Raw genomic sequence first — 20,545 nt, 5'->3', positions numbered from 1 at the left:
GAAATAAATTAATGAAAATTTTAGTGATTCAAGGGCCTAATTTAAACATGTTAGGACACAGAGACCCAAGACTTTATGGCATGGTAACCTTAGACCAAATTCATGAAATCATGCAAACTTTCGTGAAACAAGGCAATTTAGAAGTGGAATTAGAGTTTTTTCAAACCAATTTTGAGGGCGAAATCATTGATAAAATCCAAGAGAGCGTGGGCAGCGATTATGAAGGGATTATCATTAACCCTGGAGCGTTTTCGCACACTTCTATTGCGATTGCGGATGCGATCATGCTAGCGGGCAAACCTGTCATTGAAGTGCATCTCACTAACATTCAAGCCAGAGAAGAATTCAGGAAAAATTCTTACACTGGAGCGGCTTGTGGAGGCGTGATCATGGGATTTGGCCCGCTTGGTTACAACATGGCTTTAATGGCGATGGTGAATATTTTAGCCGAAATGAAAGCGTTCCAAGAAGCCCAAAAAAATAACCCTAATAACCCCAATAACCCGATCAACAATCAAAAATAAAAGGGGGTTGTTGATGAGAGGATTAGAGAGAGAATCGCATTTCACGCTCAATGAAAACGCGATGTTTTTTGAATGTGCTTATAGTTGCGATAACGCTTTGTTTTTGCAATTAGAGGATCGCTCGTTTTTTATCACTGATTCTCGCTACACTCAAGAAGCTAAAGAAAGCATTCAGCCTAAAAATGGTGCTTTAGCGGAAGTAATAGAATCCAGCGATTTAGTGCAAAGCGCGATTGATTTGATCACAAAACACTCGGTTAAAAAGCTCTTTTTTGATCCCAATCAAGTGAATTTGCAAACCTATAAGCGTTTGGATTCGGCGGTTGGGAATAAGGTTATTTTAGAGGGCGTGCCTAGTTACCACCGCCAAAAACGCATCATTAAAAACGATCATGAGATCCAACTCCTCAAAAAATCTCAAGCGTTGAATGTTGAAGCTTTTGAAAATTTTGCTGAGTATGTGAAAAAGATTTTTGATGAAAAAGAATCCTTGAGCGAGCGGTATTTGCAGCATAAGGTTAAGGACTTTTTGACTAAAGAGGGGGTTTATGATCTGAGTTTTGAGCCTATTTTAGCCTTGAATGCGAACGCGAGCAAGCCCCATGCTTTGCCTAGCGCAAAGGATTTTTTAAAAGCGGAGCATAGCATTCTTTTGGATATGGGGATCAAATACGAACGCTATTGCTCGGATAGGACTCGCACGGCTTTTTTTGACCCTAAAGATTTTGTCTTCAAAAGAGAGCAGAGTTTCAAGGATAAAGAGCGTCAAAAGATTTATGACATTGTGAAAGAAGCGCAAGAAAAGGCTATTTCAGGCATTAGAGCGGGCATGACCGGTAAAGAAGCGGACAGCTTGGCTAGGGGAGTGATTAGCGATTATGGTTATGGGCAGTATTTCACTCACAGCACCGGGCATGGCATTGGCTTAGACATTCATGAGCTTCCTTATATTTCATCGCGCAGTGAAACCATTTTAGAAGAGGGCATGGTGTTTTCCATAGAGCCTGGGATTTATATCCCCGGGTTTTTTGGGGTGCGCATTGAAGATTTAGTGGTGATCAAAAATTCTAGGGCTGAGCTTTTGTGATGCGAGAGATCCTTATTAGCCGCTTTTTCCCTAGCCTTTTTAAAAAAAGGCTTGATTTTTCTAATAGGGTGGTTTTAGGACTAGGATCTAATCTTAAAAGCCCTTTAAAAATATTAAAAAATTGTTTTTTATATTTTAAAAATCATAGTAAAATCGGGAAAATTTTTTCTTCGCCTGTTTATATCAATCCGCCTTTTGGTTACACTAATCAACCCAACTTTTACAACGCTACGATCATCCTTAAAACATCTTTAAGTTTGTGCCATTTTTTTGCTCTGGTTTTTTATATAGAAAGGCGTTTTGGGCGCCAAAGGAAGCGCGATTTTAAAGACGCTCCAAGAACTTTGGATATTGATATTATCGCTTTCAACCAAGTCATTTTAAGGCAGAATGATTTGACTTTACCTCACCCTAAATGGAGTGAAAGGGATTCGGTGTTAGTGCCGTTGGCTTTGCAACAAATTCTTTTTAAAAAAGGGGAGTGGTGAAATTCTATACCTATAGTGGGGAGACGGCCGCTGAAGCTTTAAAGATCGCTCAAAGCCACCATGGGGTGGATACGCTGGTGTTTAAAACGCAAGAAATCCGTAAAAAAACGCTCACTTCTTCTGGGCTTTATGAGATCGTTGTGGCGGTTGAAGAAGAGAGCGAAAACAAGCCCCCTAAAGCCCCCCTCATTCCAGAGAGTTTGTATGATGAAGAATTGAATGAAGAAGATGTTGTCATGCAGCTTTCAAGCACCGTAGAAGAAATGCGCAAACTCGCCGGGGTTTCATCTAATCAGCGCAACTATAGTTTTTCAAAAAATAAGATCCTTTTAGAAAAAGACGCCCCGTTAGAGGATACGCCTTTAGAGGCTAATAAGCAAGACGCTTTATTGCAAGCCTTAAAAGATGAAGCCAACCATAAAAAAGAAAGAGAAAAAAGAGAGGTCAAACAAGAAGAAGAGATTAAAGATATTAATCTGCAATTAAGTAAAATCAGAGACAGCTTAAAACTCATTCAAAACATGTTTTGGGATGAGAAAAACCCCAATTCTGTCAATATCCCTCAAGAATTTGCCGAAATTTACAAACTGGCCAAACAAAGCGGGATGAAATCCAGCCATTTAGATGAAATCATGCAATTGAGCCTGGAATTGATGCCTTTACGCATGCGGGAAAATTCCGTAACGATCAAGCGCTATTTTAGAGAAGTGTTGCGTAAAATGATCTTGTGCCGCCCTGAAGATTTGAATTTAAGGCAAAAACGCATCTTAATGCTTGTAGGGCCAACAGGCGTGGGGAAAACGACGACTCTAGCCAAATTAGCCGCGCGCTATTCTAGGATGCTAGCGAAAAAATACAAGGTGGGCATTATCACTTTAGACAATTATCGCATTGGGGCTTTGGAGCAATTAAGTTGGTATGCTAATAAAATGAAAATGAGTATAGAAGCGGTGATTGACGCTAAGGATTTTGCTAAAGAAATTGAAGCTTTGGAATACTGCGATTTTATTCTAGTGGATACGACAGGGCATTCGCAATACGATAAAGAAAAAATTGCCGGTTTGAAGGAATTTATAGATGGGGGTTATAATATTGATGTGTCCTTAGTGCTTTCAGTTACCACTAAGTATGAAGACATGAAAGATATTTATGATTCTTTTGGGGTGTTAGGGATTGACACTTTAATCTTTACGAAATTAGATGAGAGTAGGGGGTTAGGGAATTTGTTTTCTTTAGTGCATGAAAGCCAAAAACCTATCAGCTATCTTTCTGTCGGCCAAGAAGTGCCTATGGATTTGAAAGTGGCTACTAACGAATATTTAGTGGATTGCATGCTAGATGGCTTTAGTAACCCCAATAAGGAACAAGCATGAACAATCAAGCGAGCCGCTTAGATAATTTGATGAATCTTAAAAACCCTAAAAGTTTTTTTGATAATAAGGGGAATACCAAATTCATCGCTATCACAAGCGGTAAGGGGGGCGTGGGGAAATCCAACATTAGCGCTAATTTAGCTTACTCTTTATACAAGAAAGGTTATAAGGTAGGGGTGTTTGATGCGGATATTGGTTTAGCGAATTTGGATGTCATTTTTGGGGTGAAAACTCATAAAAATATCTTGCATGCCTTAAAAGGCGAAGCCAAATTGCAAGAAGTCATTTGCGAGATTGAACCCGGACTTTGCTTAATCCCTGGGGATAGCGGCGAAGAAATTTTAAAATACATTAGCGGCGCGGAAGCTTTGGATCGATTCGTAGATGAAGAGGGGGTTTTAAGCTCTTTAGATTATATTGTGATTGATACAGGCGCTGGGATTGGAGCCACTACGCAAGCGTTTTTGAACGCGAGCGATTGCGTGGTGATTGTTACCACACCCGATCCATCAGCGATTACCGATGCGTATGCATGCATTAAAATCAACTCTAAAAATAAAGATGAATTGTTCCTTATCGCTAACATGGTAGCCCAACCTAAAGAAGGCAGGGCGACTTATGAAAGGCTGTTTAAAGTGGCTAAAAACAATATCGCTTCATTAGAATTGCACTATTTAGGGGCGATTGAAAACAGCTCCTTATTGAAACGCTATGTGAGAGAGCGAAAGATTTTGAGGAAAATAGCCCCCAACGATTTGTTTTCGCAATCCATTGACCAGATAGCGAGCCTTTTAGTTTCTAAACTAGAAACCGGCACTTTAGAAATACCAAAAGAAGGTTTGAAAAGCTTTTTTAAAAGGCTTTTGAAGTATTTGGGGTAGACTGATGAGAGTTCAAAATTTTATCCATTTTTCTGTTGTGGTGGGGTTTTTCTTGGGGTTAGTGTTTTCGGTGTTGAAATTCAATGAGCCAGAGAGCATTTTATTATGGACGGTGTTATCCACGCTTGGGGGGTATTTGATCGCCTTATTGTTCGCGTCTATCTTTATCGCTTGCACGGATTTAGATATTTGTCTTTTTGATAAAAAAGGCACTGAAGAGAGTTTGCTTCGTTTCAACCATGAGTTTAAAAACAGAGAAAAAGAAGTGGCTAGTATTTTAAATTACATTAGAAATTATGATTTTGATGATGGAAAATAGAATGCCCAAAGGAATTCAAAAAACTGAAACCAGTGAAAAAAATATAGAAAAGGTTTTGAACGCCTATGATGAGCAGCAACACCACCATCAAGACGCGCTCGCTATCCAGTATTTACCAGCCGTGCGCGCCATGGCGTTTCGTTTAAAAGAGCGCTTGCCCAGCTCTATTGATTTTAACGATCTGGTTTCTATTGGCACTGAAGAATTGATTAAATTAGCCAGGCGTTATGAGAGCGCGTTAAATGATTCTTTTTGGGGGTATGCGAAGACTCGTGTCAATGGGGCGATGCTAGATTATTTGCGCTCTTTAGATGTGATTTCTCGCTCTAGCAGGAAACTCATTAAAAGCATTGATGCTGAAATCACCAAATACCTTAATGAGCATGGGAAAGAGCCTAGCGATGAGCATTTAGCAGAAGCTTTAGGCGAAAATATTGAAAAGATTAGAGAAGCCAAAACGGCCTCAGATATTTATGCGTTAGTGCCAATAGATGAGCAATTCAATGCGATTGAGCAAGATGAAATCACTAAAAAGATTGAAGCAGAAGAGTTGTTAGAGCATGTCCAAAAAGTATTGAATCAAATGAGCGAACGAGAGCAAATCCTTATCCAGCTTTATTACTTTGAAGAGTTGAATTTGAGCGAGATCAAAGAGATTTTAGGCATTACTGAATCGCGCATTTCTCAAATCATTAAAGAAGTGATTAAAAAGGTGCGTAAATCCTTAGGAGTGGATCATGGCTGATATTTTAAGCCAAGAAGAAATTGATGCGCTTTTAGAGGTCGTTGATGAGAATGTGGATATTCAAAATGTCCAAAAAAAAGATATTATCCCGCAGCGCAGCGTAACCCTCTATGATTTCAAACGCCCTAATCGTGTGAGTAAGGAGCAACTGCGTTCTTTTAGGAGTATCCATGATAAAATGGCTAGGAATCTTTCCAGTCAAATTTCTTCTATCATGCGTTCTATTGTAGAGATCCAGCTCCATAGCGTGGATCAAATGACTTATGGCGAATTTTTGATGAGTTTGCCTAGCCCTACGAGTTTTAATGTCTTTTCCATGAAGCCTATGGGAGGAACAGGGGTTTTAGAAATTAATCCTAGCATCGCTTTCCCTATGATTGACAGACTATTAGGGGGTAAGGGGAGCGCGTATGATCAAAATAGGGAGTTTAGCGATATTGAATTGAATTTATTGGACACGATTTTACGCCAGGTGATGCAAATTTTAAAAGAAGTGTGGTCGCCTGTGGTGGAGATGTATCCTACCATTGACGCTAAAGAATCCAGCGCGAATGTGGTCCAAATCGTCGCTCAAAATGAAATTTCTATCATGGTGGTTTTAGAGATTATCATTGGGCATAGCCGTGGGATGATGAATATTTGTTACCCGGTGATTTCCATTGAGAGCATTCTTTCTAAAATGGGGAGTAGGGATTTGATGCTTTCAGAGACGAACTCTAAAAAGAGCCGTAATAAGGAATTGCAAGCGCTATTGAGTGGGGTGAGCGTGGATATGATCGTGTTTTTGGGCGCGGTAGAATTGAGCCTGAAAGAAATGTTGGATTTAGATGTGGGGGATACTATCCGGTTGAATAAAGTCGCTAATGATGAAGTGAGCGTGTATGTGCATAAAAAAAAGCGTTATTTAGCGAGCGTGGGGTTTCAAGGGTATAGGAAAACCATTCAAATTAAAGAAGTGATCTATAGCGAAAAAGAACGCACTAAAGAAATTTTAGAAATGCTAGAAGAACAGCGCAGAGGCAAAGTGGGCGATATTATGAAAATAGAAGAAGAGTGAGAAATGCAAGATTTTATTAAGATTTTTATTCAAGAGGTTGTCTCCACTTTAGAAGGGTTAGTGGGTAAGGCTCCAAGCGTGGGATTAGAAAAAGAAATTTCTAATAGTGAAGAAGCTTGGGAGAGTTTGATCAGCACGCCTTATGCAAGAGTTGTGATAAGCGCGATTGAAAAAGAAGAGAGCTCTATTGAATTGCTGGCTCCGGTAGTTTTAGTTACCGCTTTAAGCGATTTGATGTTAGGAGGTGAGGGGGCGAGTAAGGAAGAAATGGATAATGACGATTTAGACGCGTTTAAAGAAATGGCTTCTAATATTTTTGGCGCGATCGCTACAAGCTTGAAGTCTCAAGAATTGCTCCCTAAACTCAATTTCACCACTATAAACGCTGAAATCGCTAAAGAACTTCCTAAAAAAGAAGATTACGCTAAAGCGATGGTGTTTTCTTTTAAAATGGAAGCCATCAAAGAAAGCCAAATCATTTTATTGACTACGGCAGCTTTTGAACGCCAATTTGAAAAAACGCATAAAGAAGAAAAAGAAGAAACGACACAGAGCGCTACTGAAGAGGTTAAAACCCACGATGCGTCTTTAGAAAACATAGAAATCCGCAATATCAGCATGCTTTTAGATGTGAAATTGAATGTTAAGGTGCGTATCGGGCAAAAAAAGATGATTTTAAAAGATGTGGTTTCTATGGATATAGGGAGCGTGGTAGAGTTGGATCAATTGGTGAATGACCCTTTGGAAATTCTTGTAGATGACAAGGTGATCGCTAAGGGCGAAGTGGTGATCGTGGATGGGAATTTTGGTATTCAGATCACGGATATTGGCACTAAAAAGGAACGCTTAGAGCAACTGAAACATTAAATCTTTTTATCATAAAAAGGAAAAGAGTATGGCTATTTTTGGGGAATTAGGCTCGCTTGGGCATTTGTTTAAAAAAACGCAAGAATTAGAAATTTTGCATGCGTATTTAAAAGAGGTCATGCAAAAGGGTAGTGGAGCGAATCAAAGGGTTTTAAATCTCGATCCTAATACGGAATTTCAAACGCCTTTAGGGCATGGCATTTTTAGCATAGAGCAGAGCTATTGTTTAGAGCATGCTAAAGAGGGCGAGAAAGGCTTTTTTGAAAGCCACCGACAATATGTGGATTTCCAATTGATCATCAAAGGCGTTGAGGGGGCTAAAGTGGTTGGTATCAATCAAGCCACCATTAAAACCCCTTATGATGAAAAAAGAGATTTGATCGTTTATGAGCCGGTTAGTGAAGCTTCTTTTTTGCGTTTGGATGCGGGCATGCTGGCTATTTTTTTTGAAAACGATGCGCATGCGTTGAGGTTCTATGGGGAGTCTTTTGAAAAATATAGGGAAGAGCCGATTTTTAAAGCGGTCGTTAAAGCGCCTAAAGGGTTAATCAAATTAAAATTATGAAATTGGTGAGTCTTGTTATAGTTTTTTGTTGTTTTTTAAGGGCTGTAGAGTTGCCTGGAATTTATCAAACTCAAGAATTTTTATACATGAAAAGCTCTTTTGTGGAGTTTTTTGAGCATAATGGGAAGTTCTATGCCTATGGTATTTCTGATGCGGATGGCTCTAAAGCCAGAAAAGACAAGTTTAACCCTAACCCAAAACTAAGGAATCGCAGCGATAAAGGCGTGGTGTTTTTAAGCGATTTGATTAAGGTTGGGGAACGATCTTATAAAGGCGGTAAAGCGTATAATTTTTATGACGGCAAGACCTACCATGTGAGAGTCACTCAAAATTCAAACGGGGATTTGGAATTCACTTCAAGCTATGACAAATGGGGGTATGTCGGCAAGACTTTCACCTGGAAACGCCTGAGCGATGAAGAAATCAAAAATCTAAAGCTCAAGCGTTTTAACTTGGACGAAGTCCTTAAAACCCTTAAAGATAGCCCTATTTAAGCTAGCTTCTTTAAATTTTTTTAATCATCACTCTCTTGGCATTCTTTGCACCACACGAACATTTTCATGTCATGGCTAATCAGCTTGGCTTGGTATTTTTTAACGACTTCATTCTGGCGGTGTTCAATTTCAGGGTCTGCAAATTCAATGATCTTACCGCAATGCAAACAAATGATGTGATCATGGTGTTCTTTAGCCGCAATTTCATAACGCCGACCGCTCTTTGAAGTCTCTAAAACGCAGATAAAATTTTCTTTTTCTAAGAAATTTAAAATGCGATACACGGAAGAAATGCTGGTGTTTTTGTCTTTTTGGCGGATAGAGTGCGTGATTTCTTCAGGGCTTAGGTGTGTGCCGCTGCGATACAAAACGCTCACCACTTCTTCCCTTTGTTTTGAATTTTTGAGTCCGTTTTTTTTGATAGACATTCTCAAGCGCTCTAAAATGGATTCTAAAGTTTCTAACCTTCTCATGCTAATATTTCCCTTGTCTGTAAAATGATTTTTATAACTAGAATATTATTATACAATAATAATGCGATGAACCATAGATAAAACTCATTATTATTTTAATTCAATCAAAAAATGTTGATTTTTTATTACCATTGTCGCATTTTAATGCAACTTATAAGATCAATTTCTTATTTTATCAAGCCATTCTAAAAGGGTTTTTTCAAACCCTATGCCTTGAGAAGAAACCAAATTGAGGGGTTTTTCTAAATAATCTTGTTTGACATAGCCGTTATAATCATGCGGGTAAAGGTAATCTTTAGCGTTAGGTAGCAGGTGTTTAGGGATAGGGTAGAGCAAGCCCTTTTGAACGCAATCCAAAGCCTGATTGATCGCTCTATAAGCCGTGTTAGACTTGGGCGAACAAGCCAGATAAATCACGCACTGGCTTAAAATGATGCGCGCTTCAGGGTAGCCGATTTGTTTGACTGAAAACAAGCAAGAAGCGGCTAAATTAAGGGCGTTTGGGTTAGCGTTACCAATATCTTCGCTCGCAAAAATCACCAGCCTTCTGGCGATAAATTCCGGGTTTTCCCCACCAGCAATCAAGCGCGCCAGATAATAGATGGAAGCGTTTTCATCGCTCCCTCTTAAAGACTTGATTAACGCGCTAGTAAGGTTATAATGCGTATCATCGCTATAAGATCCGTCATTTAGGCTATGAGGCCGTAAGGATTGCAGCGTTTCTAAAGTGATAGGATCTTCTATTTTAGCGCTCAAATCTAAAAGGTTTAATAACGCTCTAGCGTCGCCAGCGCTGTTGTTTAAAAGGTAGGTTTTAGCGCTAGGCTCTATTTGTTTTTTGAGTAATGTTAAAGCTTTAGTGCAAAGCTTGTCTAAATCGCTCTTTTTTAGGGGGGTTAATTCAAAAATAAAACTTCTTGAGCGGATCGCATGGCTTAGGCTGTAATTAGGATCTTGCGTGCTAGCCCCTAAGATTAAAGCGTGATCTTTTTCCATAATGGGGAGTAAAAATTCTTGTTGGGTTTTATTCAATCTGTGGGTTTCATCAATAAAAACAACGGGTTTTAAAAGGGTGTTTTGGTAATTTTTAAGCTTAAGGCGCAAATCCTCTAGCTTAAAATCTGTCGCATTAAATGAAAGAATGGGGCGCTCTAGCATGTGGGCGATGATTTGAGCCAGGCTTGTTTTACCCACGCCAGGATGGCCATAGAAAAAGACATGGGGGAAGTGTTTGGATTGTAGGGCTTTAAATAAGGGGGCGTCTTTCCCTATTAAATGCTCTTGGCCTAAAAAATCTTCTAGGCTTTTTGGGTTTAAAAGCGCAGTCAGGCTCATTTTTTAAATAAAATCAATTCGTAAAAATTCGTAGGGGTGTTTAAATTTTTCGTTGGGGTTTTGTTGTTTTTAGAGTGTTTTTGCAGAGCGTCTTGCAGTTCTTTATTGAGATTGTCTAATTCATCAAGCTTTTCTTTTAAGCGCAAAATGATATCCACGCCCGCTAGATTAACCCCCATATCCCTTGTAAGGCGTAAAATTGTTTTGATTTTGTCCATGTCTCGTTGGGAATACAAGCGCATTTTCCCATCAGTCCTGCTAGGCTCTATCAAACCCTCTTTTTCGTATTGGCGCAAGGTTTGAGGGTGCACGCCTAAGATTTTAGCCACAACGCTTATCAAATAAAGCGGTTCATCATAATCGCACACGATTCCTCCTTACAATTCTTTTTCTAATAGCGCTTTTAACTCATTAGAAAGCGTTTCCGTTTTAGGCAAGATCAAACGAGCTTGCAAATACAAATCCCCCACATGCGAAGTTTTTCTGTTTTTGATCCCTTTGTCTTTGATGCGGAATTTTTGCATCGCTTTGGTGTTAGGGGGAATGGTTAGGGTTAAGGTTTTATGCCAAGTGGCGATTTCAATTTTCCCTCCAAAAAGAGCCGTTTTTAAGGGTAAATCAAAGATTTGGATAATATCGTCTTTTTCGCGCCTATACATTTCATCTTCTTCAATATGGATCTGTAAGAGCAAATCGCCCCTACCCATTCGCCCCGTTTTCCCCTTGTTGCGAACCCTGATTTTTTCGCCCTCTTCCACGCCGATAGGGATTTTAAGACTAAAAGTCTCATTATTGATGCTCACTTGTTTTTTATTGCCTAAAAGGGTGTCTAAAACAGAGACATTTAAAGTGGCGGTCATGTCTAAATTTTCAGGGGCGAAATTGGAAAAATTAAAGCCAGAAAAGCCTTGCGAGTTTTGAGAAAATCTTTGCGAAAAGCCTCCTTTCCCAAAAATAGAGCTTAAAATATCGTCTAAATCTTCACTAGGACCACGGCTTCTGGCAAAATCGCTGAAATTCTGCCCCCCAAACATGTTGTCGCCAAACTGATCGTATTGGCGGCGTTTTTCTTCATCGCTCAAAATTTCATAAGCGGCGTTGATTTCTTTGAATTTCTCTTCGGCTTCTTTGGTTTTATTCAAATCCGGGTGGTATTGCCTAGCTAAACGGCGGTAGGATTTTTTGATTTCATCTTGGCTGGCGTTTTCGCTCACGTTTAAAGTTTGGTATAAACTCTTACTCATGGATCACCTTTAAAATAGTTTTATTAGAATACTATCATAAATCTTTAGTGTTAGTCAATCAAGTTTATTGATAATGTTTAGTGGTAATTGAGATTTTAAACCCGTTTCAGCGCAATTAAAAGGAATTTTAACTAAAATATTGAGTTTAAATCCACGATGAGTTTTTAATGCAATATAAGAAAAATAAGAAAAGATATTATTATTTAGCGTTAGGGATCCTTTTTTTAAATGGTCTGTCTTTGAAGGCTTTAGAAATCGCAGTCAAACCTTTTGGCTATCTGGGGTTATTGTATAATCAAGGGGCGCAAAAAAACCCTCACAGCTATGTGGGGGCTTTAGCGCGCCTTGGGGTGGATTTTTCTTATAGCAACGGGTGGTCCTTTGGTATTGGAGCGATTGGGGCTTGGAATATTTATAACAAACAGCGTTTGGCTAACCTTTACATCAGTCTAGGGAATTTTTTTGGTAACCCTAACAACGTTAAACCTTATTTGAGCGCTGGCGATGTTTCTGATGCGTATCTTCAATACGCTAACCAGCGTTTTAAAATCGCTTTAGGGCGTTTCAATACCGATTTTGTGGATTTTGATTGGATAGGGGGCAATATTCAAGGGGTTTCTGTGGCTTTCAAGCAAAATTCCATGCGTTATTTTGGGATTTTTATGGATAGCATGCTTTATAACGGGCATCAAATCAATAAAGAGCAAGGGAATCGGATCGCCATTTCCCTAAACGCTCTAGCGTCTTATGATCCTGTGTCTAAACGCTTGTATGTGGGGGGGGAAGTGTTTGTTTTGGGTGCAGAATACAGGCATGAAAATCTTAAAGTGGTTCCTTTTATTTTAACGGACACCCGCTTGCCTTTGCCCACTCAAAATGTTTTAGTGCAAGTGGGGGGTAAGTTGGAGTATGACGCTTCTTTAGCTAAGGGTTTCACTTCGCGCACTCTAGTGCATGGCATGTATCAATACGGCAACACTGATAGTGCTACAAACGCTAAAAATGCCGGCTTGTTTTTGATCGATCAAACTTTTAAATACAAAATTTTTAATTTTGGAACGGGTTTTTATATCGTTCCGGCAAGGAACAATAAGGGTTATCTATGGACTTTTAACGACAGGACTAAATTCTATGGCCGTGGGATCAACGCGCCCGGTGTGCCAGCGATTTATTTTGCTAATTCTAGCATTTCAGGCTATGTTTTTTTAGGGCTTAAGACTAAAAGGGTGCGTTTAGACGCGATGGTGGCTTTTGGGGATTACCAAGAATATTCTTTAATGAGCAGCTTTAGGGTTTGGACTTATAGGAGTTTGTCTTTTGATATGGGTGGGGGGTATGTGTATGCTTACAATTCTAAAGCCACGAGAAAAAGCCTTGGAGATAGTTCTTTTGTCTTTTTTGGGAAGTTTTTGTTTTAAAAAAATGCCATTTTTGCAATCAATAGCAAAGGGCTTGCCAAAAGTAAGCGATAAAGCAAGCGATAATTTCTTTGTTTAAAAATCAATATTAAAAGAAGTTTTTGTTTTAAGAAATTCTTTTAGAATCAGGTCTTTGGGGTTTTTTAGGGAAAAAAGCTTTTTTAAACTCAGGTTCCCATAGTTTGATCACGCCATGGTGGGTCATCTGGTGCATATTGACTAAACGCATGTTTAAAAGAGCCTTTTCTTTAGCTTCGCTATCGCTCAAGTCTTCTTTAATTTTGAACGCTTGAATGATCTGCTCCCACAATTCATGCTCTTTAGCGTCTTCGTTTAAAAAATCTTTATAGTTGAAGCCACCAATCCCTTTGACCCCCTTAATATTATCCCCCTTATCCCCCACAACGCACTGGTAATAAGCAAAAAAATGGGCTTCTTTTTGACTCACATTAAAAAAAGCGTTGGTTTTCAAGTTGAAATGAGAACCTCTATTGGAATACAAAATATCCTTATCCATGCTGGCTATCACATAATTGTTGGGGTCTTTCTTTTTGTAAAAAGAGATAATATCATCGGCTTCATATTCAAAACAATGTTCGCCCTGGATTTTAGCCCCTTTTTTTAGGGGGTATTTTTCCACAATGGCGATTTTTAGGGTTCTTAGAAGGGCTTTAAAATCTTCATCAAATTGGTGGCGTTTTTGTTTGTAATGATCGCACAGCTGGTAGCGGAAACTCTCTCTGCCCCTAGTGATAAAAAAAAGCGTTTTAGAGCAACGGGTTTTGCGCATGATAGATAAAATTTGAGTGGTGAGAAAAATAATGCCCACTTCTTGCAAGCTATAAGCGGCGAATCTTTTGGGGAGCGTTTTATTAGAGAGCAAACGCCTAACAATATTAGGGATAACGCAATCAATGTCTAGTAAAAGAGTTCTTGAATGCATGAATCTTGTTTTGTTAAACGCTTGTCTAATGGTTAATCCTTAAGTTGAATTTCTCTTTTTTAAAAGTTAAACTATTATAGTAAATATATAGCAAATAATAAGTTATTTTAATAATAATTAGCTCTATTCTCATTAAATACGCTAAATTTTAAGAGATCACCGCTTGTTTTAGCTCTTTTGATTGTAAAAACGCTTTTGGCATTTTTACCTTTTATGATCAAACGCCCAATGAAAACAGGGCTTAAGGATTTTCTTTTATTTGCGCGGTAAGTTATACTTCCGGCGTTTTTCCCAAAGGCTTTTGCGGCTAATGCCAAGCTTGTTAGCCAATTCTGTATCGGTGCAAGTAGAAGAAAAATGCCTGATCGCTTCTCTTTCATATTCTTGAATGGAAAGGAAAGCCGTGTGGTTGCTAAACAAAGATAGGGGTTTGTTGCCGCATTCAATGCTCACAATTTTAGGAAATTCTAGGGGCTCTTTATGGGTATAGGACAAAACAATAGGGCATGAACGGGCCAATTCTAGCAATTTCAATTGCTCATCTTTTTTAAGCTCTTCTAAATGCATGATGTAAAAAGGGCGTTCTAGTTTGTCTTTATTCTTGTATAGTTCTTTCCAAGTGGTATCCTTTAGAGAGAAAAAAGAAAAATCCATTTGCCTTTCTTTAGCGTATTGCAATAAATAAGCGTTCGCAAGCTCTTGAGAGGGCGTGTGGATGATAAAGGGCGGCCGGTAAGAAAAATCTTTAGGCAAGGGCAATTCCGCATGGATAAAGTCTAAGTAATTTTCATAAAATCCCAAGCGAGCGGTCATTTCTTGGTAGGCTTTGTGGTATTGGATCTTACGCAACAATTCATCCATTTTAAAAGGTTTTAGAATATAATCTCTTGCTCCCGCTTGAATGGGCTTATTCACGCCATCTTCATTGACATGCGAAGCCATCATGATAATGATTTGCTTGGAATTATAACGCACAAAGTGTTCGCAACGCCCTTGAGTGCAAACTTTAGAAGAAACCAAAATCACATCATAAGGCTCTTTATTTTCTTCTGAAATGCTAGAGATGATCTCGCAAAAATGCCCTAAATCATGCAAATTATGCGAAATACTCCTAGCTAGCGCTAAATCGTCTTCAATGATTAAGATTTTCATCAATTCTTCCTTACATTTAAAGTTTTTGTTTATAACGCACGCTCACATGCGCTTGGACTAACAGCCCTTCTTGTTTGCCAATGAACCCCATTTTTTCCATTGTGGTGGCTTTTAAGCTGATTTGAGATTTTTCTAAACCTAAAAGTTGGCTCAAATTCTCTAAAATCGCCGGTTTGTAAGGAGTGATTTTAGGGATTTCGCTAAAGATGGTCGCTCCCATTTCAAGCAATTCAAACCCAATGCTTTGTGAAAAATCCAACACGATTTTTAAAAGCTCTTTAGAAGAGGCGTTTTTGTATTTGGGGTCATTATCAGGGAACCATTCGCCAATATCCCCCCCTTTAATCGCCCCTAAAATCGCATCAATAATCGCATGCAACAAAGCATCGCCGTCGCTATGAGCCTTTAACCCAAACTCGCAATCCAAAACAACCCCCCCTAAAACCATAGGCTTATTTTTAATGAACGCATGCGTATCAAAGCCCATGCCTATAAAAGTGTCTTTTGCTGGGTTGAAAAAGAGAGCAAAATGTTTCAAATCATCGCTTGTGGTGAGTTTGTGCAAATTTTTACTGCCTTCAATATAACTCACACGATCAGGGAAAGCTTGTAAAATCGCGCTGCTTTCATCTTTAAAATCCCCTTGATTTAGGGCTGATTGGAGCGTTTTGGTGTGGCTTAATTGCGGGGTTTGAATGAGTTTGATCGCCTCTCTATCTAAAGCCTCGTTATAATAGATCGCTGTGTCATAGCAAGGCAAGTAAGGAGCGATGCAATAATGGCTCGTTTGTTGGAGGGTTAAAAACAAGCTTTTAAGCGCTTCCATATTCGCTAAACCCCTAGCCACATCGCTGGTGAGCGTGTAAGCGCTATCAATTACTTTCAAGGCGTTACGCACGGATTCTTGCCTTGATGCCCCGCCTTTTATAAGCTTGATTTTGGGGTAATGGCGTTGGATATAAATATAATCCAATCCGCTTACAACCAGAATGATTTCTTTAAAGTCTAGGGCTTCTTTAAAGCTCTCATAAACGCTGAGCCATAAGGGGGTATGATTAGAGCGCAACCATTGTTTTTTGATGGTTTGAGAAAAACGCCTAGACTCCCCAGCAGCTAATAAAACAACGCTCGTTTGTTTGATAAGCGTTTCTAGCGTTTCTTTAGTTTCAAAAGGATCTTCTTCTAAACTTTCTAAAGAGAGTTTAAAAGCTTCCCCATTCACTTTAATCAAGGACATGCGATTAACAACCCACCCCTATCATTTCACCAAAATGATCCTATAACCTTGGTTCAAGTCTAAAACTAAGAATCGTTTGGGTTTGCCTTTATACTTTTCTAAAGCATGGTTAAAATCCGCAACGCTTTTCACTTCAATCTCTTCAATTTTTGTGATGATGTTACCTTGCCTAAATCCGGCTTGCTCTGCTGGGGAATTTTCATTCACTTGAGAGACCAAAACCCCTTGAACGTCATCGCTCAAACGCATAGACCTTTTGGTTTTTTGGGTTAAATCTTCCACTTGAAGCCCGTTCAATTGGCCTTGCGTGCCGTTTTGAGCAGAAATGGTTTCTTTTTTGTTAGGGTTTTTCCTTTCGGCAAGAGTGAGGGTGAAGGTGCGTTCTTTTTTGTCTCTAATGACTTTTAAGGTTACTCTTTGATTGGGTAGCATAGAGCCGATTAGATTTCTCAATTCGTTCGTGTTTTTAACCTTTTTCCCATTGACTTCAGTGATCAAATCCCACACCAAAATCCCTGCTTTTTTAGCCGGAGAGTCTTTTTCTACGCTAATGACCACCGCCCCTTCTTTATTGTCATAAGAATTTTGCAAATCGCCACTCAAATCTTGCAAGCCCACGCCCAAGTAACCTCTTTCAATCTTACCGGTTTTGATGAGCTGGGTTACAATATCTTTAACCATGTTAGAAGGGATGGCAAAGCCAATGCCGTGGTTACCTCCGGTTTTAGAGATGATAGCGGTATTAATCCCCACTAACCCTCCACGGCTATCAATTAAAGCGCCGCCGGAATTTCCAGGATTGATAGAAGCGTCTGTTTGAATGAAATTTTCATAGCTGTTGATCCCAATCCCGCTTTTATTGAGCGCTGAAACAATGCCTTGAGTAACGCTTTCACCCACGCCAAAAGGGTTACCAATCGCAAAAACCAAATCGCCCACTAAAATATCATTAGAATCAGAGAATTTGATCGTGGGTAAATTGTCTTTAGTGATGCGAATCACCGCTAAATCGCTTTCAGAATCGGTGCCTACTAAAGTGGCGGAATATTCTTTATTGCTCCCTGGAATGGTCACTTTAATCTTATCCGCGCCATCAATCACATGGTTATTCGTAACGATATAACCATCTTTAGAAATGATGACACCGCTGCCTAAAGCCCTTTCCATTCTTTCTTTAGGGATCATGCCGCCCAAATCCCCAAAAAATTGTTGGAAAAAGGGGTCGTTAAACACACCGCCACCTATAAAATTGTTTTTAATCTTCTTTTCAGTGGAGATATTCACCACCGCTTTAATCGAATCCTTAATAGAATCGTGGTAAGAATAGATCGTATCCTCTTTAGAGGGGACGCTTATTCGCTCTTTAACTTTGGGCATGTTTTGGATTTGGATATTGCCCGCATTCAAGCTTAACGCTAAAGCCAAAGAGATAAAAAGGGTTTTTTTCATCATGGTTACTTCCTTAAAATTTGCTAAACTTCAAAATTAAAAAAAGATTATATCAAATCTTTTTTGTTATTTTCATTAGCTTTTTGTGTAAAATAGTATCCAATGTAACACACAACAGCAAAAACAATCGTTAAAATCATCCCAATGCGTTGATCCTTATCCATAGCCGAACCAATCACGCCGATAATACACCCAGTGATCCCTATGAGTTGCAAAAAGGGCAGGAAAGGGGCTTTATAAGGCAAATCCTCTAAAGAATGCCCGGCTTTTAAGTATTGCTTGCGGAAAGAATATTGCGAAATGGACACGCTAACCCACACAATAATCACCGTGAAACTGATCACATTAATCAAAGCTTCCACGACATTTTCTTTGGCATAAATTTGGACTAAAAGCCCTATGAGGGAAAAAGAAAGGGAAAAAAGCATCGCATAAGTGGGCGTGCCTTGTCGGTTGAGTTTGGAAAAAACCTTAAAAAACATCTTTTGTTTGGACAGCCCATAAATCATGCGGCTCGCTCCATAAAGCCCTGAATTAGCGGTAGAAAACATTGCTGTAATGATAACAGCGTTCATTATATCAGCCACATAAGGGATACCCATGCCAATAAAGGGCAAATTAATGCGTTCTAAAACGCTCACAAAAGGGCTTTGCGTGATAGAAGAATCATTCATGGGCAAAAAAACAGAAATGACAAACACAGAGCCTAAAAAGAAAAAGACAATCCGCCACAAAGTCGCTTTAATCGCTTTGGGCATCACTTCGCTAGCGTTTTTAGTCTCTCCTACAGCCACCCCAATCACCTCTGTGCCAGTGAATGCAAAAATAACAGCGAGCATCGCGCTAAAAACCGCCGCGCTCCCGTTAGGGAAAAACCCCTTATCGCCAAAATGGAAATTGTTAAAAATAGAACTAAACCCATGCGAATAGATTTGATAGAGGATCCCAATTACACCAATCCCTATAAAAGCGATCACCGCTAAAACTTTAATCAGGCTAAAGAAAAACTCGCCCTCGGCAAAAATTTTAACCGAAAAAAAGTTCAATAAAAAAACCAACGCAATGCATGAAATGACCCAATAATGGATAGGAATATTTACAAACCAGCGTTGCATGAGCATGCCTATAGCAATATATTCTAACGCAACCGTGATCACCCAGCCAAGCCAATACATCCAAAAAACCATATAGCCCGTGCCAGGGCCTATGAATTTAGCCGCATAATCCCCAAAACTGCCCGTAGTGGGATAAACGCTAGCCAACTCGCCTAAAGAGAGCATGATGCAATAGACCACAAGCCCTCCAAAACAATAAGCGATCAAGGTCCCTAAAGGGCCAGCGCTCGCAATATTACCCCCAGTGCCTACAAAAAGCCCTGTGCCGATCGCTCCCCCAAAGGCAATCATTAAGAGATGGCGCATTTTCATGTCTCTTTTAAGCTCGCCTTGTTTTTGCGTGGTATTTTGATGCGTTATCTTTTGATTGTCCATGCGACACCTCCTTAGATTGAAAATAAAAATAGCTTGAATTATAACAAAAATAAAATAAAATGATTTTTTTTAAATAAAAATAAGGATTTATTTTAATCAAATTGGATAAGCCTTATTAAATTTTAATATTTTTAATTTTTAAAAAATGGGATTTTGGTTACTTTATTAAACTCGTTTTCTTAAAAAGCTATCGCTTGACTGGCATCAATTCTTTTGTGTTTTATTATCAGTATTATAAAATCAATTTAAAACTTAAGATTTATAATATTTAATCGTGTAATCTATCCCCGAATAAAGGGTTAAAAAAACCGCTATGGCCACAAGCACATAGGAGTAAGTTAAATTGGCTAATAAAGCGCTAATCGCCACGACTTGAGACACGGTTTTATACTTGCCTAACGCATTGACAGGAATATCCTTTTTTTCATTAGCGGCTAAAACCCTAAGCCCTGAAATAAAAAATTCGCGCCCTAAAATCACAAACGGGATCCACGCATTCACACGATCCAAATAAACTAACCCTAAAAACGCGCTCAAAATAAGGATTTTATCCGCTAAAGGGTCAAAGATTTCCCCAAAGCGCGATTTGGCTTTATAGCTTCTAGCGATATAGCCGTCCAATAAATCCGTGAGCGCGGCAAACAAAAAAACCAATGAAGAAATCATGTTGATGTGAAAGGGGGTTAAAAAACTAAAATAAGTGCGTGTGTTTAACAATAAAAACAATAAAAATAAGGATAAGACAATGCGTAAAATCGTTAAAAAATTAGGCAGGAGTTTTAAAACTTTCATGCTTTCAAAAAGACTTGTGAAAAATTCAAAAACGCGCGCCCTAAAAAACTGAGCGCCACACACATTAAAATCACAGCGATCGTTAAAAAAATGATAACTAACGCTTGCACTAAAACCCCTAAAAGAGCGATCATGAAACTAAAAAGCAACAATCTAAAGCCGCTTAAAAAAAACCTTTCTTGCGTGTAAAGGCTCAATTCTCTATAGAGTTTATGCAGATAAAAAATAGAAACGCCATTACCGATTAATGAAAGGGCGTTATTGGCGTTAGGGATAAGATAGCCTAAAAGAGCGCATAAAATCACCGCCAAAAAACTGAAAGCAAAATTTTCAAAAAACCCTAAATGGCATGTGATTTTAGAAAGCCTATAAAAACCAACCGCCCCCACAATAAACCCAAGCGCGCATAAAAAAAGAGATAGTAAGACGATATAAGCCAATTGATTATTGAAGAGGTTAGAAATTTGAAACGATTTTGCCCCGCTTGAAACAAGGAAAAGCACCAACAAAATAGCCCCACACAAAGGGGCGAAAAAATAGCCCAACAAGCATTTTTTAATGAATTGCAACTCTTTATTTTGGTGGATATGGATAACGTTTTTCAAAAAAAAA

Annotated in this window: 23 protein-coding genes; 12 read left to right on the top strand and 11 right to left on the bottom strand. The window is 39.0% G+C overall.

All coding sequences use genetic code 11. The features are described from left to right. Positions 1-11: 11 nt before the first annotated feature. Genes aroQ through H7N69_RS03015 form a run of 11 tightly spaced genes read left to right on the top strand, consistent with a single transcriptional unit; the run spans position 12 to position 8,400 of the window. A complete protein-coding gene (gene aroQ / locus H7N69_RS03065) occupies positions 12-524 on the top strand; it encodes a type II 3-dehydroquinate dehydratase (protein ID WP_000699294.1) in 513 nt (170 codons plus the stop codon). A gap of 13 nt (positions 525-537) precedes the next feature. After that, entirely contained in the window at positions 538-1,611 is a 1,074-nt protein-coding gene (locus H7N69_RS03060) for an aminopeptidase (protein WP_165559206.1), read from the top strand. Continuing rightward, positions 1,611-2,099 carry a 2-amino-4-hydroxy-6-hydroxymethyldihydropteridine diphosphokinase gene (gene folK, locus H7N69_RS03055; RefSeq protein ID WP_031250607.1) on the top strand — a complete coding sequence of 163 codons (489 nt, stop codon included), beginning with the start codon at positions 1,611-1,613 and terminating at the stop codon, positions 2,097-2,099. Before H7N69_RS03060 ends, folK begins: the two co-directional genes overlap by 1 nt. Further along, positions 2,096-3,472 (top strand): flagellar biosynthesis protein FlhF, encoded by a 1,377-nt coding sequence (flhF, locus tag H7N69_RS03050; protein ID WP_001872639.1) that lies wholly within the window; start codon positions 2,096-2,098, stop codon positions 3,470-3,472. The genes folK and flhF overlap by 4 nt, the downstream gene beginning before the upstream one ends. Then, positions 3,469-4,353 carry a flagellum site-determining protein YlxH gene (ylxH, locus tag H7N69_RS03045; RefSeq protein ID WP_001064498.1) on the top strand — a complete coding sequence of 295 codons (885 nt, stop codon included), beginning with the start codon at positions 3,469-3,471 and terminating at the stop codon, positions 4,351-4,353. The genes flhF and ylxH overlap by 4 nt, the downstream gene beginning before the upstream one ends. Positions 4,354-4,357: 4 nt before the next feature. Next, on the top strand, positions 4,358-4,672 hold the full coding sequence (locus tag H7N69_RS03040) for a hypothetical protein (RefSeq protein WP_001265943.1): 315 nt from the start codon (positions 4,358-4,360) through the stop codon (positions 4,670-4,672). Then, positions 4,650-5,417: an RNA polymerase sigma factor FliA gene (locus H7N69_RS03035; protein WP_078243900.1), complete on the top strand. Its 768-nt coding sequence runs from the start codon at positions 4,650-4,652 to the stop codon at positions 5,415-5,417. The genes H7N69_RS03040 and H7N69_RS03035 overlap by 23 nt, the downstream gene beginning before the upstream one ends. Further along, a complete protein-coding gene (fliM, locus tag H7N69_RS03030) occupies positions 5,410-6,474 on the top strand; it encodes a flagellar motor switch protein FliM (protein WP_000763568.1) in 1,065 nt (354 codons plus the stop codon). The genes H7N69_RS03035 and fliM overlap by 8 nt, the downstream gene beginning before the upstream one ends. Positions 6,475-6,477: 3 nt before the next feature. Continuing rightward, positions 6,478-7,341, top strand: coding sequence for a flagellar motor switch protein FliY (fliY, locus tag H7N69_RS03025; RefSeq protein WP_187884765.1), 864 nt, complete (start codon positions 6,478-6,480; stop codon positions 7,339-7,341). Positions 7,342-7,369: 28 nt separating this feature from the next. Further along, positions 7,370-7,906, top strand: a complete 537-nt coding sequence (locus H7N69_RS03020) for a NanQ anomerase/TabA/YiaL family protein (RefSeq protein WP_187884764.1) — start codon at positions 7,370-7,372, stop codon at positions 7,904-7,906. Beyond that, positions 7,903-8,400 (top strand): DUF2147 domain-containing protein, encoded by a 498-nt coding sequence (locus H7N69_RS03015; protein ID WP_187884763.1) that lies wholly within the window; start codon positions 7,903-7,905, stop codon positions 8,398-8,400. The genes H7N69_RS03020 and H7N69_RS03015 overlap by 4 nt, the downstream gene beginning before the upstream one ends. 20 nt (positions 8,401-8,420) lie before the next feature. Here the strand turns inward: H7N69_RS03015 and fur are convergent, their stop codons facing one another. The 4 genes from fur to H7N69_RS02995 all read right to left on the bottom strand — a co-directional run bounded on the left by fur (position 8,421) and on the right by H7N69_RS02995 (position 11,452). Next, positions 8,421-8,873 (bottom strand): ferric iron uptake transcriptional regulator, encoded by a 453-nt coding sequence (gene fur / locus H7N69_RS03010; RefSeq protein WP_001253271.1) that lies wholly within the window; start codon positions 8,871-8,873, stop codon positions 8,421-8,423. Positions 8,874-9,032: 159 nt separating this feature from the next. Next, positions 9,033-10,208, bottom strand: a complete 1,176-nt coding sequence (locus H7N69_RS03005) for a replication-associated recombination protein A (protein WP_187884762.1) — start codon at positions 10,206-10,208, stop codon at positions 9,033-9,035. Beyond that, complete coding sequence (locus H7N69_RS03000; protein WP_000332997.1) at positions 10,205-10,576, bottom strand: heat shock protein transcriptional repressor HspR; 372 nt, start codon at positions 10,574-10,576, stop codon at positions 10,205-10,207. Before H7N69_RS03000 ends, H7N69_RS03005 begins: the two co-directional genes overlap by 4 nt. A gap of 9 nt (positions 10,577-10,585) precedes the next feature. Further along, a complete protein-coding gene (locus tag H7N69_RS02995; protein ID WP_187884761.1) occupies positions 10,586-11,452 on the bottom strand; it encodes a DnaJ C-terminal domain-containing protein in 867 nt (288 codons plus the stop codon). A 167-nt stretch (positions 11,453-11,619) separates the two neighbouring features. On the opposite strand from H7N69_RS02995, the gene H7N69_RS02990 reads away from it, so the two are divergent. Next, positions 11,620-12,870, top strand: coding sequence for a hypothetical protein (locus H7N69_RS02990; protein WP_187884760.1), 1,251 nt, complete (start codon positions 11,620-11,622; stop codon positions 12,868-12,870). A gap of 106 nt (positions 12,871-12,976) precedes the next feature. On the opposite strand, the gene H7N69_RS02985 is transcribed toward H7N69_RS02990, so the two are convergent. The 7 genes from H7N69_RS02985 to H7N69_RS02955 form a co-directional block, all read right to left on the bottom strand. Continuing rightward, complete coding sequence (locus H7N69_RS02985; protein ID WP_187884759.1) at positions 12,977-13,813, bottom strand: 5'-3' exonuclease; 837 nt, start codon at positions 13,811-13,813, stop codon at positions 12,977-12,979. A 255-nt stretch (positions 13,814-14,068) separates the two neighbouring features. Further along, the gene (locus H7N69_RS02980; protein WP_187884758.1) at positions 14,069-14,965 is read right to left on the bottom strand and encodes an OriC activity response regulator; all 897 of its coding nucleotides are present in this window, start codon (positions 14,963-14,965) and stop codon (positions 14,069-14,071) included. 16 nt (positions 14,966-14,981) lie between these two features. Further along, positions 14,982-16,202, bottom strand: a complete 1,221-nt coding sequence (locus H7N69_RS02975) for a bifunctional 2-C-methyl-D-erythritol 4-phosphate cytidylyltransferase/2-C-methyl-D-erythritol 2,4-cyclodiphosphate synthase (protein WP_187884757.1) — start codon at positions 16,200-16,202, stop codon at positions 14,982-14,984. A gap of 21 nt (positions 16,203-16,223) precedes the next feature. Further along, positions 16,224-17,654 carry a Do family serine endopeptidase gene (locus H7N69_RS02970; protein ID WP_001948967.1) on the bottom strand — a complete coding sequence of 477 codons (1,431 nt, stop codon included), beginning with the start codon at positions 17,652-17,654 and terminating at the stop codon, positions 16,224-16,226. 44 nt (positions 17,655-17,698) lie between these two features. Then, on the bottom strand, positions 17,699-19,141 hold the full coding sequence (locus tag H7N69_RS02965; RefSeq protein WP_187884756.1) for an amino acid permease: 1,443 nt from the start codon (positions 19,139-19,141) through the stop codon (positions 17,699-17,701). Between the two features lie 252 nt (positions 19,142-19,393). Beyond that, positions 19,394-19,933, bottom strand: a complete 540-nt coding sequence (pgsA, locus tag H7N69_RS02960; RefSeq protein WP_025448810.1) for a CDP-diacylglycerol--glycerol-3-phosphate 3-phosphatidyltransferase — start codon at positions 19,931-19,933, stop codon at positions 19,394-19,396. After that, positions 19,930-20,538, bottom strand: a complete 609-nt coding sequence (locus H7N69_RS02955; protein ID WP_187884755.1) for a hypothetical protein — start codon at positions 20,536-20,538, stop codon at positions 19,930-19,932. The genes pgsA and H7N69_RS02955 overlap by 4 nt, the downstream gene beginning before the upstream one ends. Positions 20,539-20,545 lie beyond the last annotated feature (7 nt).

Origin of the sequence: Helicobacter pylori, from assembly GCF_014497725.1 — a bacterium.
Classification (GTDB): domain Bacteria; phylum Campylobacterota; class Campylobacteria; order Campylobacterales; family Helicobacteraceae; genus Helicobacter; species Helicobacter pylori_DE.
The sequence above is the reverse complement of the archived record's forward strand: the minus strand, read 5'-3'. Positions and strand labels throughout refer to the sequence as shown.

Excerpts from the sequence above, each read along its gene's own strand:
- aroQ (WP_000699294.1), top strand. The coding sequence starts at position 12 with ATGAAAATTTTAGTGATTCAAGGGCCTAATTTAAACATGTTAGGACAC.
- H7N69_RS03060 (WP_165559206.1), top strand. The coding sequence starts at position 538 with ATGAGAGGATTAGAGAGAGAATCGCATTTCACGCTCAATGAAAACGCG.
- folK (WP_031250607.1), top strand. The coding sequence starts at position 1,611 with ATGCGAGAGATCCTTATTAGCCGCTTTTTCCCTAGCCTTTTTAAAAAA.
- ylxH (WP_001064498.1), top strand. The coding sequence starts at position 3,469 with ATGAACAATCAAGCGAGCCGCTTAGATAATTTGATGAATCTTAAAAAC.
- H7N69_RS03040 (WP_001265943.1), top strand. The coding sequence starts at position 4,358 with ATGAGAGTTCAAAATTTTATCCATTTTTCTGTTGTGGTGGGGTTTTTC.
- H7N69_RS03035 (WP_078243900.1), top strand. The coding sequence starts at position 4,650 with ATGATTTTGATGATGGAAAATAGAATGCCCAAAGGAATTCAAAAAACT.
- fliM (WP_000763568.1), top strand. The coding sequence starts at position 5,410 with ATGGCTGATATTTTAAGCCAAGAAGAAATTGATGCGCTTTTAGAGGTC.
- fliY (WP_187884765.1), top strand. The coding sequence starts at position 6,478 with ATGCAAGATTTTATTAAGATTTTTATTCAAGAGGTTGTCTCCACTTTA.
- H7N69_RS03020 (WP_187884764.1), top strand. The coding sequence starts at position 7,370 with ATGGCTATTTTTGGGGAATTAGGCTCGCTTGGGCATTTGTTTAAAAAA.
- H7N69_RS03015 (WP_187884763.1), top strand. The coding sequence starts at position 7,903 with ATGAAATTGGTGAGTCTTGTTATAGTTTTTTGTTGTTTTTTAAGGGCT.
- fur (WP_001253271.1), bottom strand. The coding sequence starts at position 8,873 with ATGAGAAGGTTAGAAACTTTAGAATCCATTTTAGAGCGCTTGAGAATG.
- H7N69_RS03005 (WP_187884762.1), bottom strand. The coding sequence starts at position 10,208 with ATGAGCCTGACTGCGCTTTTAAACCCAAAAAGCCTAGAAGATTTTTTA.
- H7N69_RS02995 (WP_187884761.1), bottom strand. The coding sequence starts at position 11,452 with ATGAGTAAGAGTTTATACCAAACTTTAAACGTGAGCGAAAACGCCAGC.
- H7N69_RS02990 (WP_187884760.1), top strand. The coding sequence starts at position 11,620 with ATGCAATATAAGAAAAATAAGAAAAGATATTATTATTTAGCGTTAGGG.
- H7N69_RS02985 (WP_187884759.1), bottom strand. The coding sequence starts at position 13,813 with ATGCATTCAAGAACTCTTTTACTAGACATTGATTGCGTTATCCCTAAT.
- H7N69_RS02980 (WP_187884758.1), bottom strand. The coding sequence starts at position 14,965 with ATGAAAATCTTAATCATTGAAGACGATTTAGCGCTAGCTAGGAGTATT.
- H7N69_RS02975 (WP_187884757.1), bottom strand. The coding sequence starts at position 16,202 with ATGTCCTTGATTAAAGTGAATGGGGAAGCTTTTAAACTCTCTTTAGAA.
- H7N69_RS02970 (WP_001948967.1), bottom strand. The coding sequence starts at position 17,654 with ATGATGAAAAAAACCCTTTTTATCTCTTTGGCTTTAGCGTTAAGCTTG.
- H7N69_RS02965 (WP_187884756.1), bottom strand. The coding sequence starts at position 19,141 with ATGGACAATCAAAAGATAACGCATCAAAATACCACGCAAAAACAAGGC.
- pgsA (WP_025448810.1), bottom strand. The coding sequence starts at position 19,933 with ATGAAAGTTTTAAAACTCCTGCCTAATTTTTTAACGATTTTACGCATT.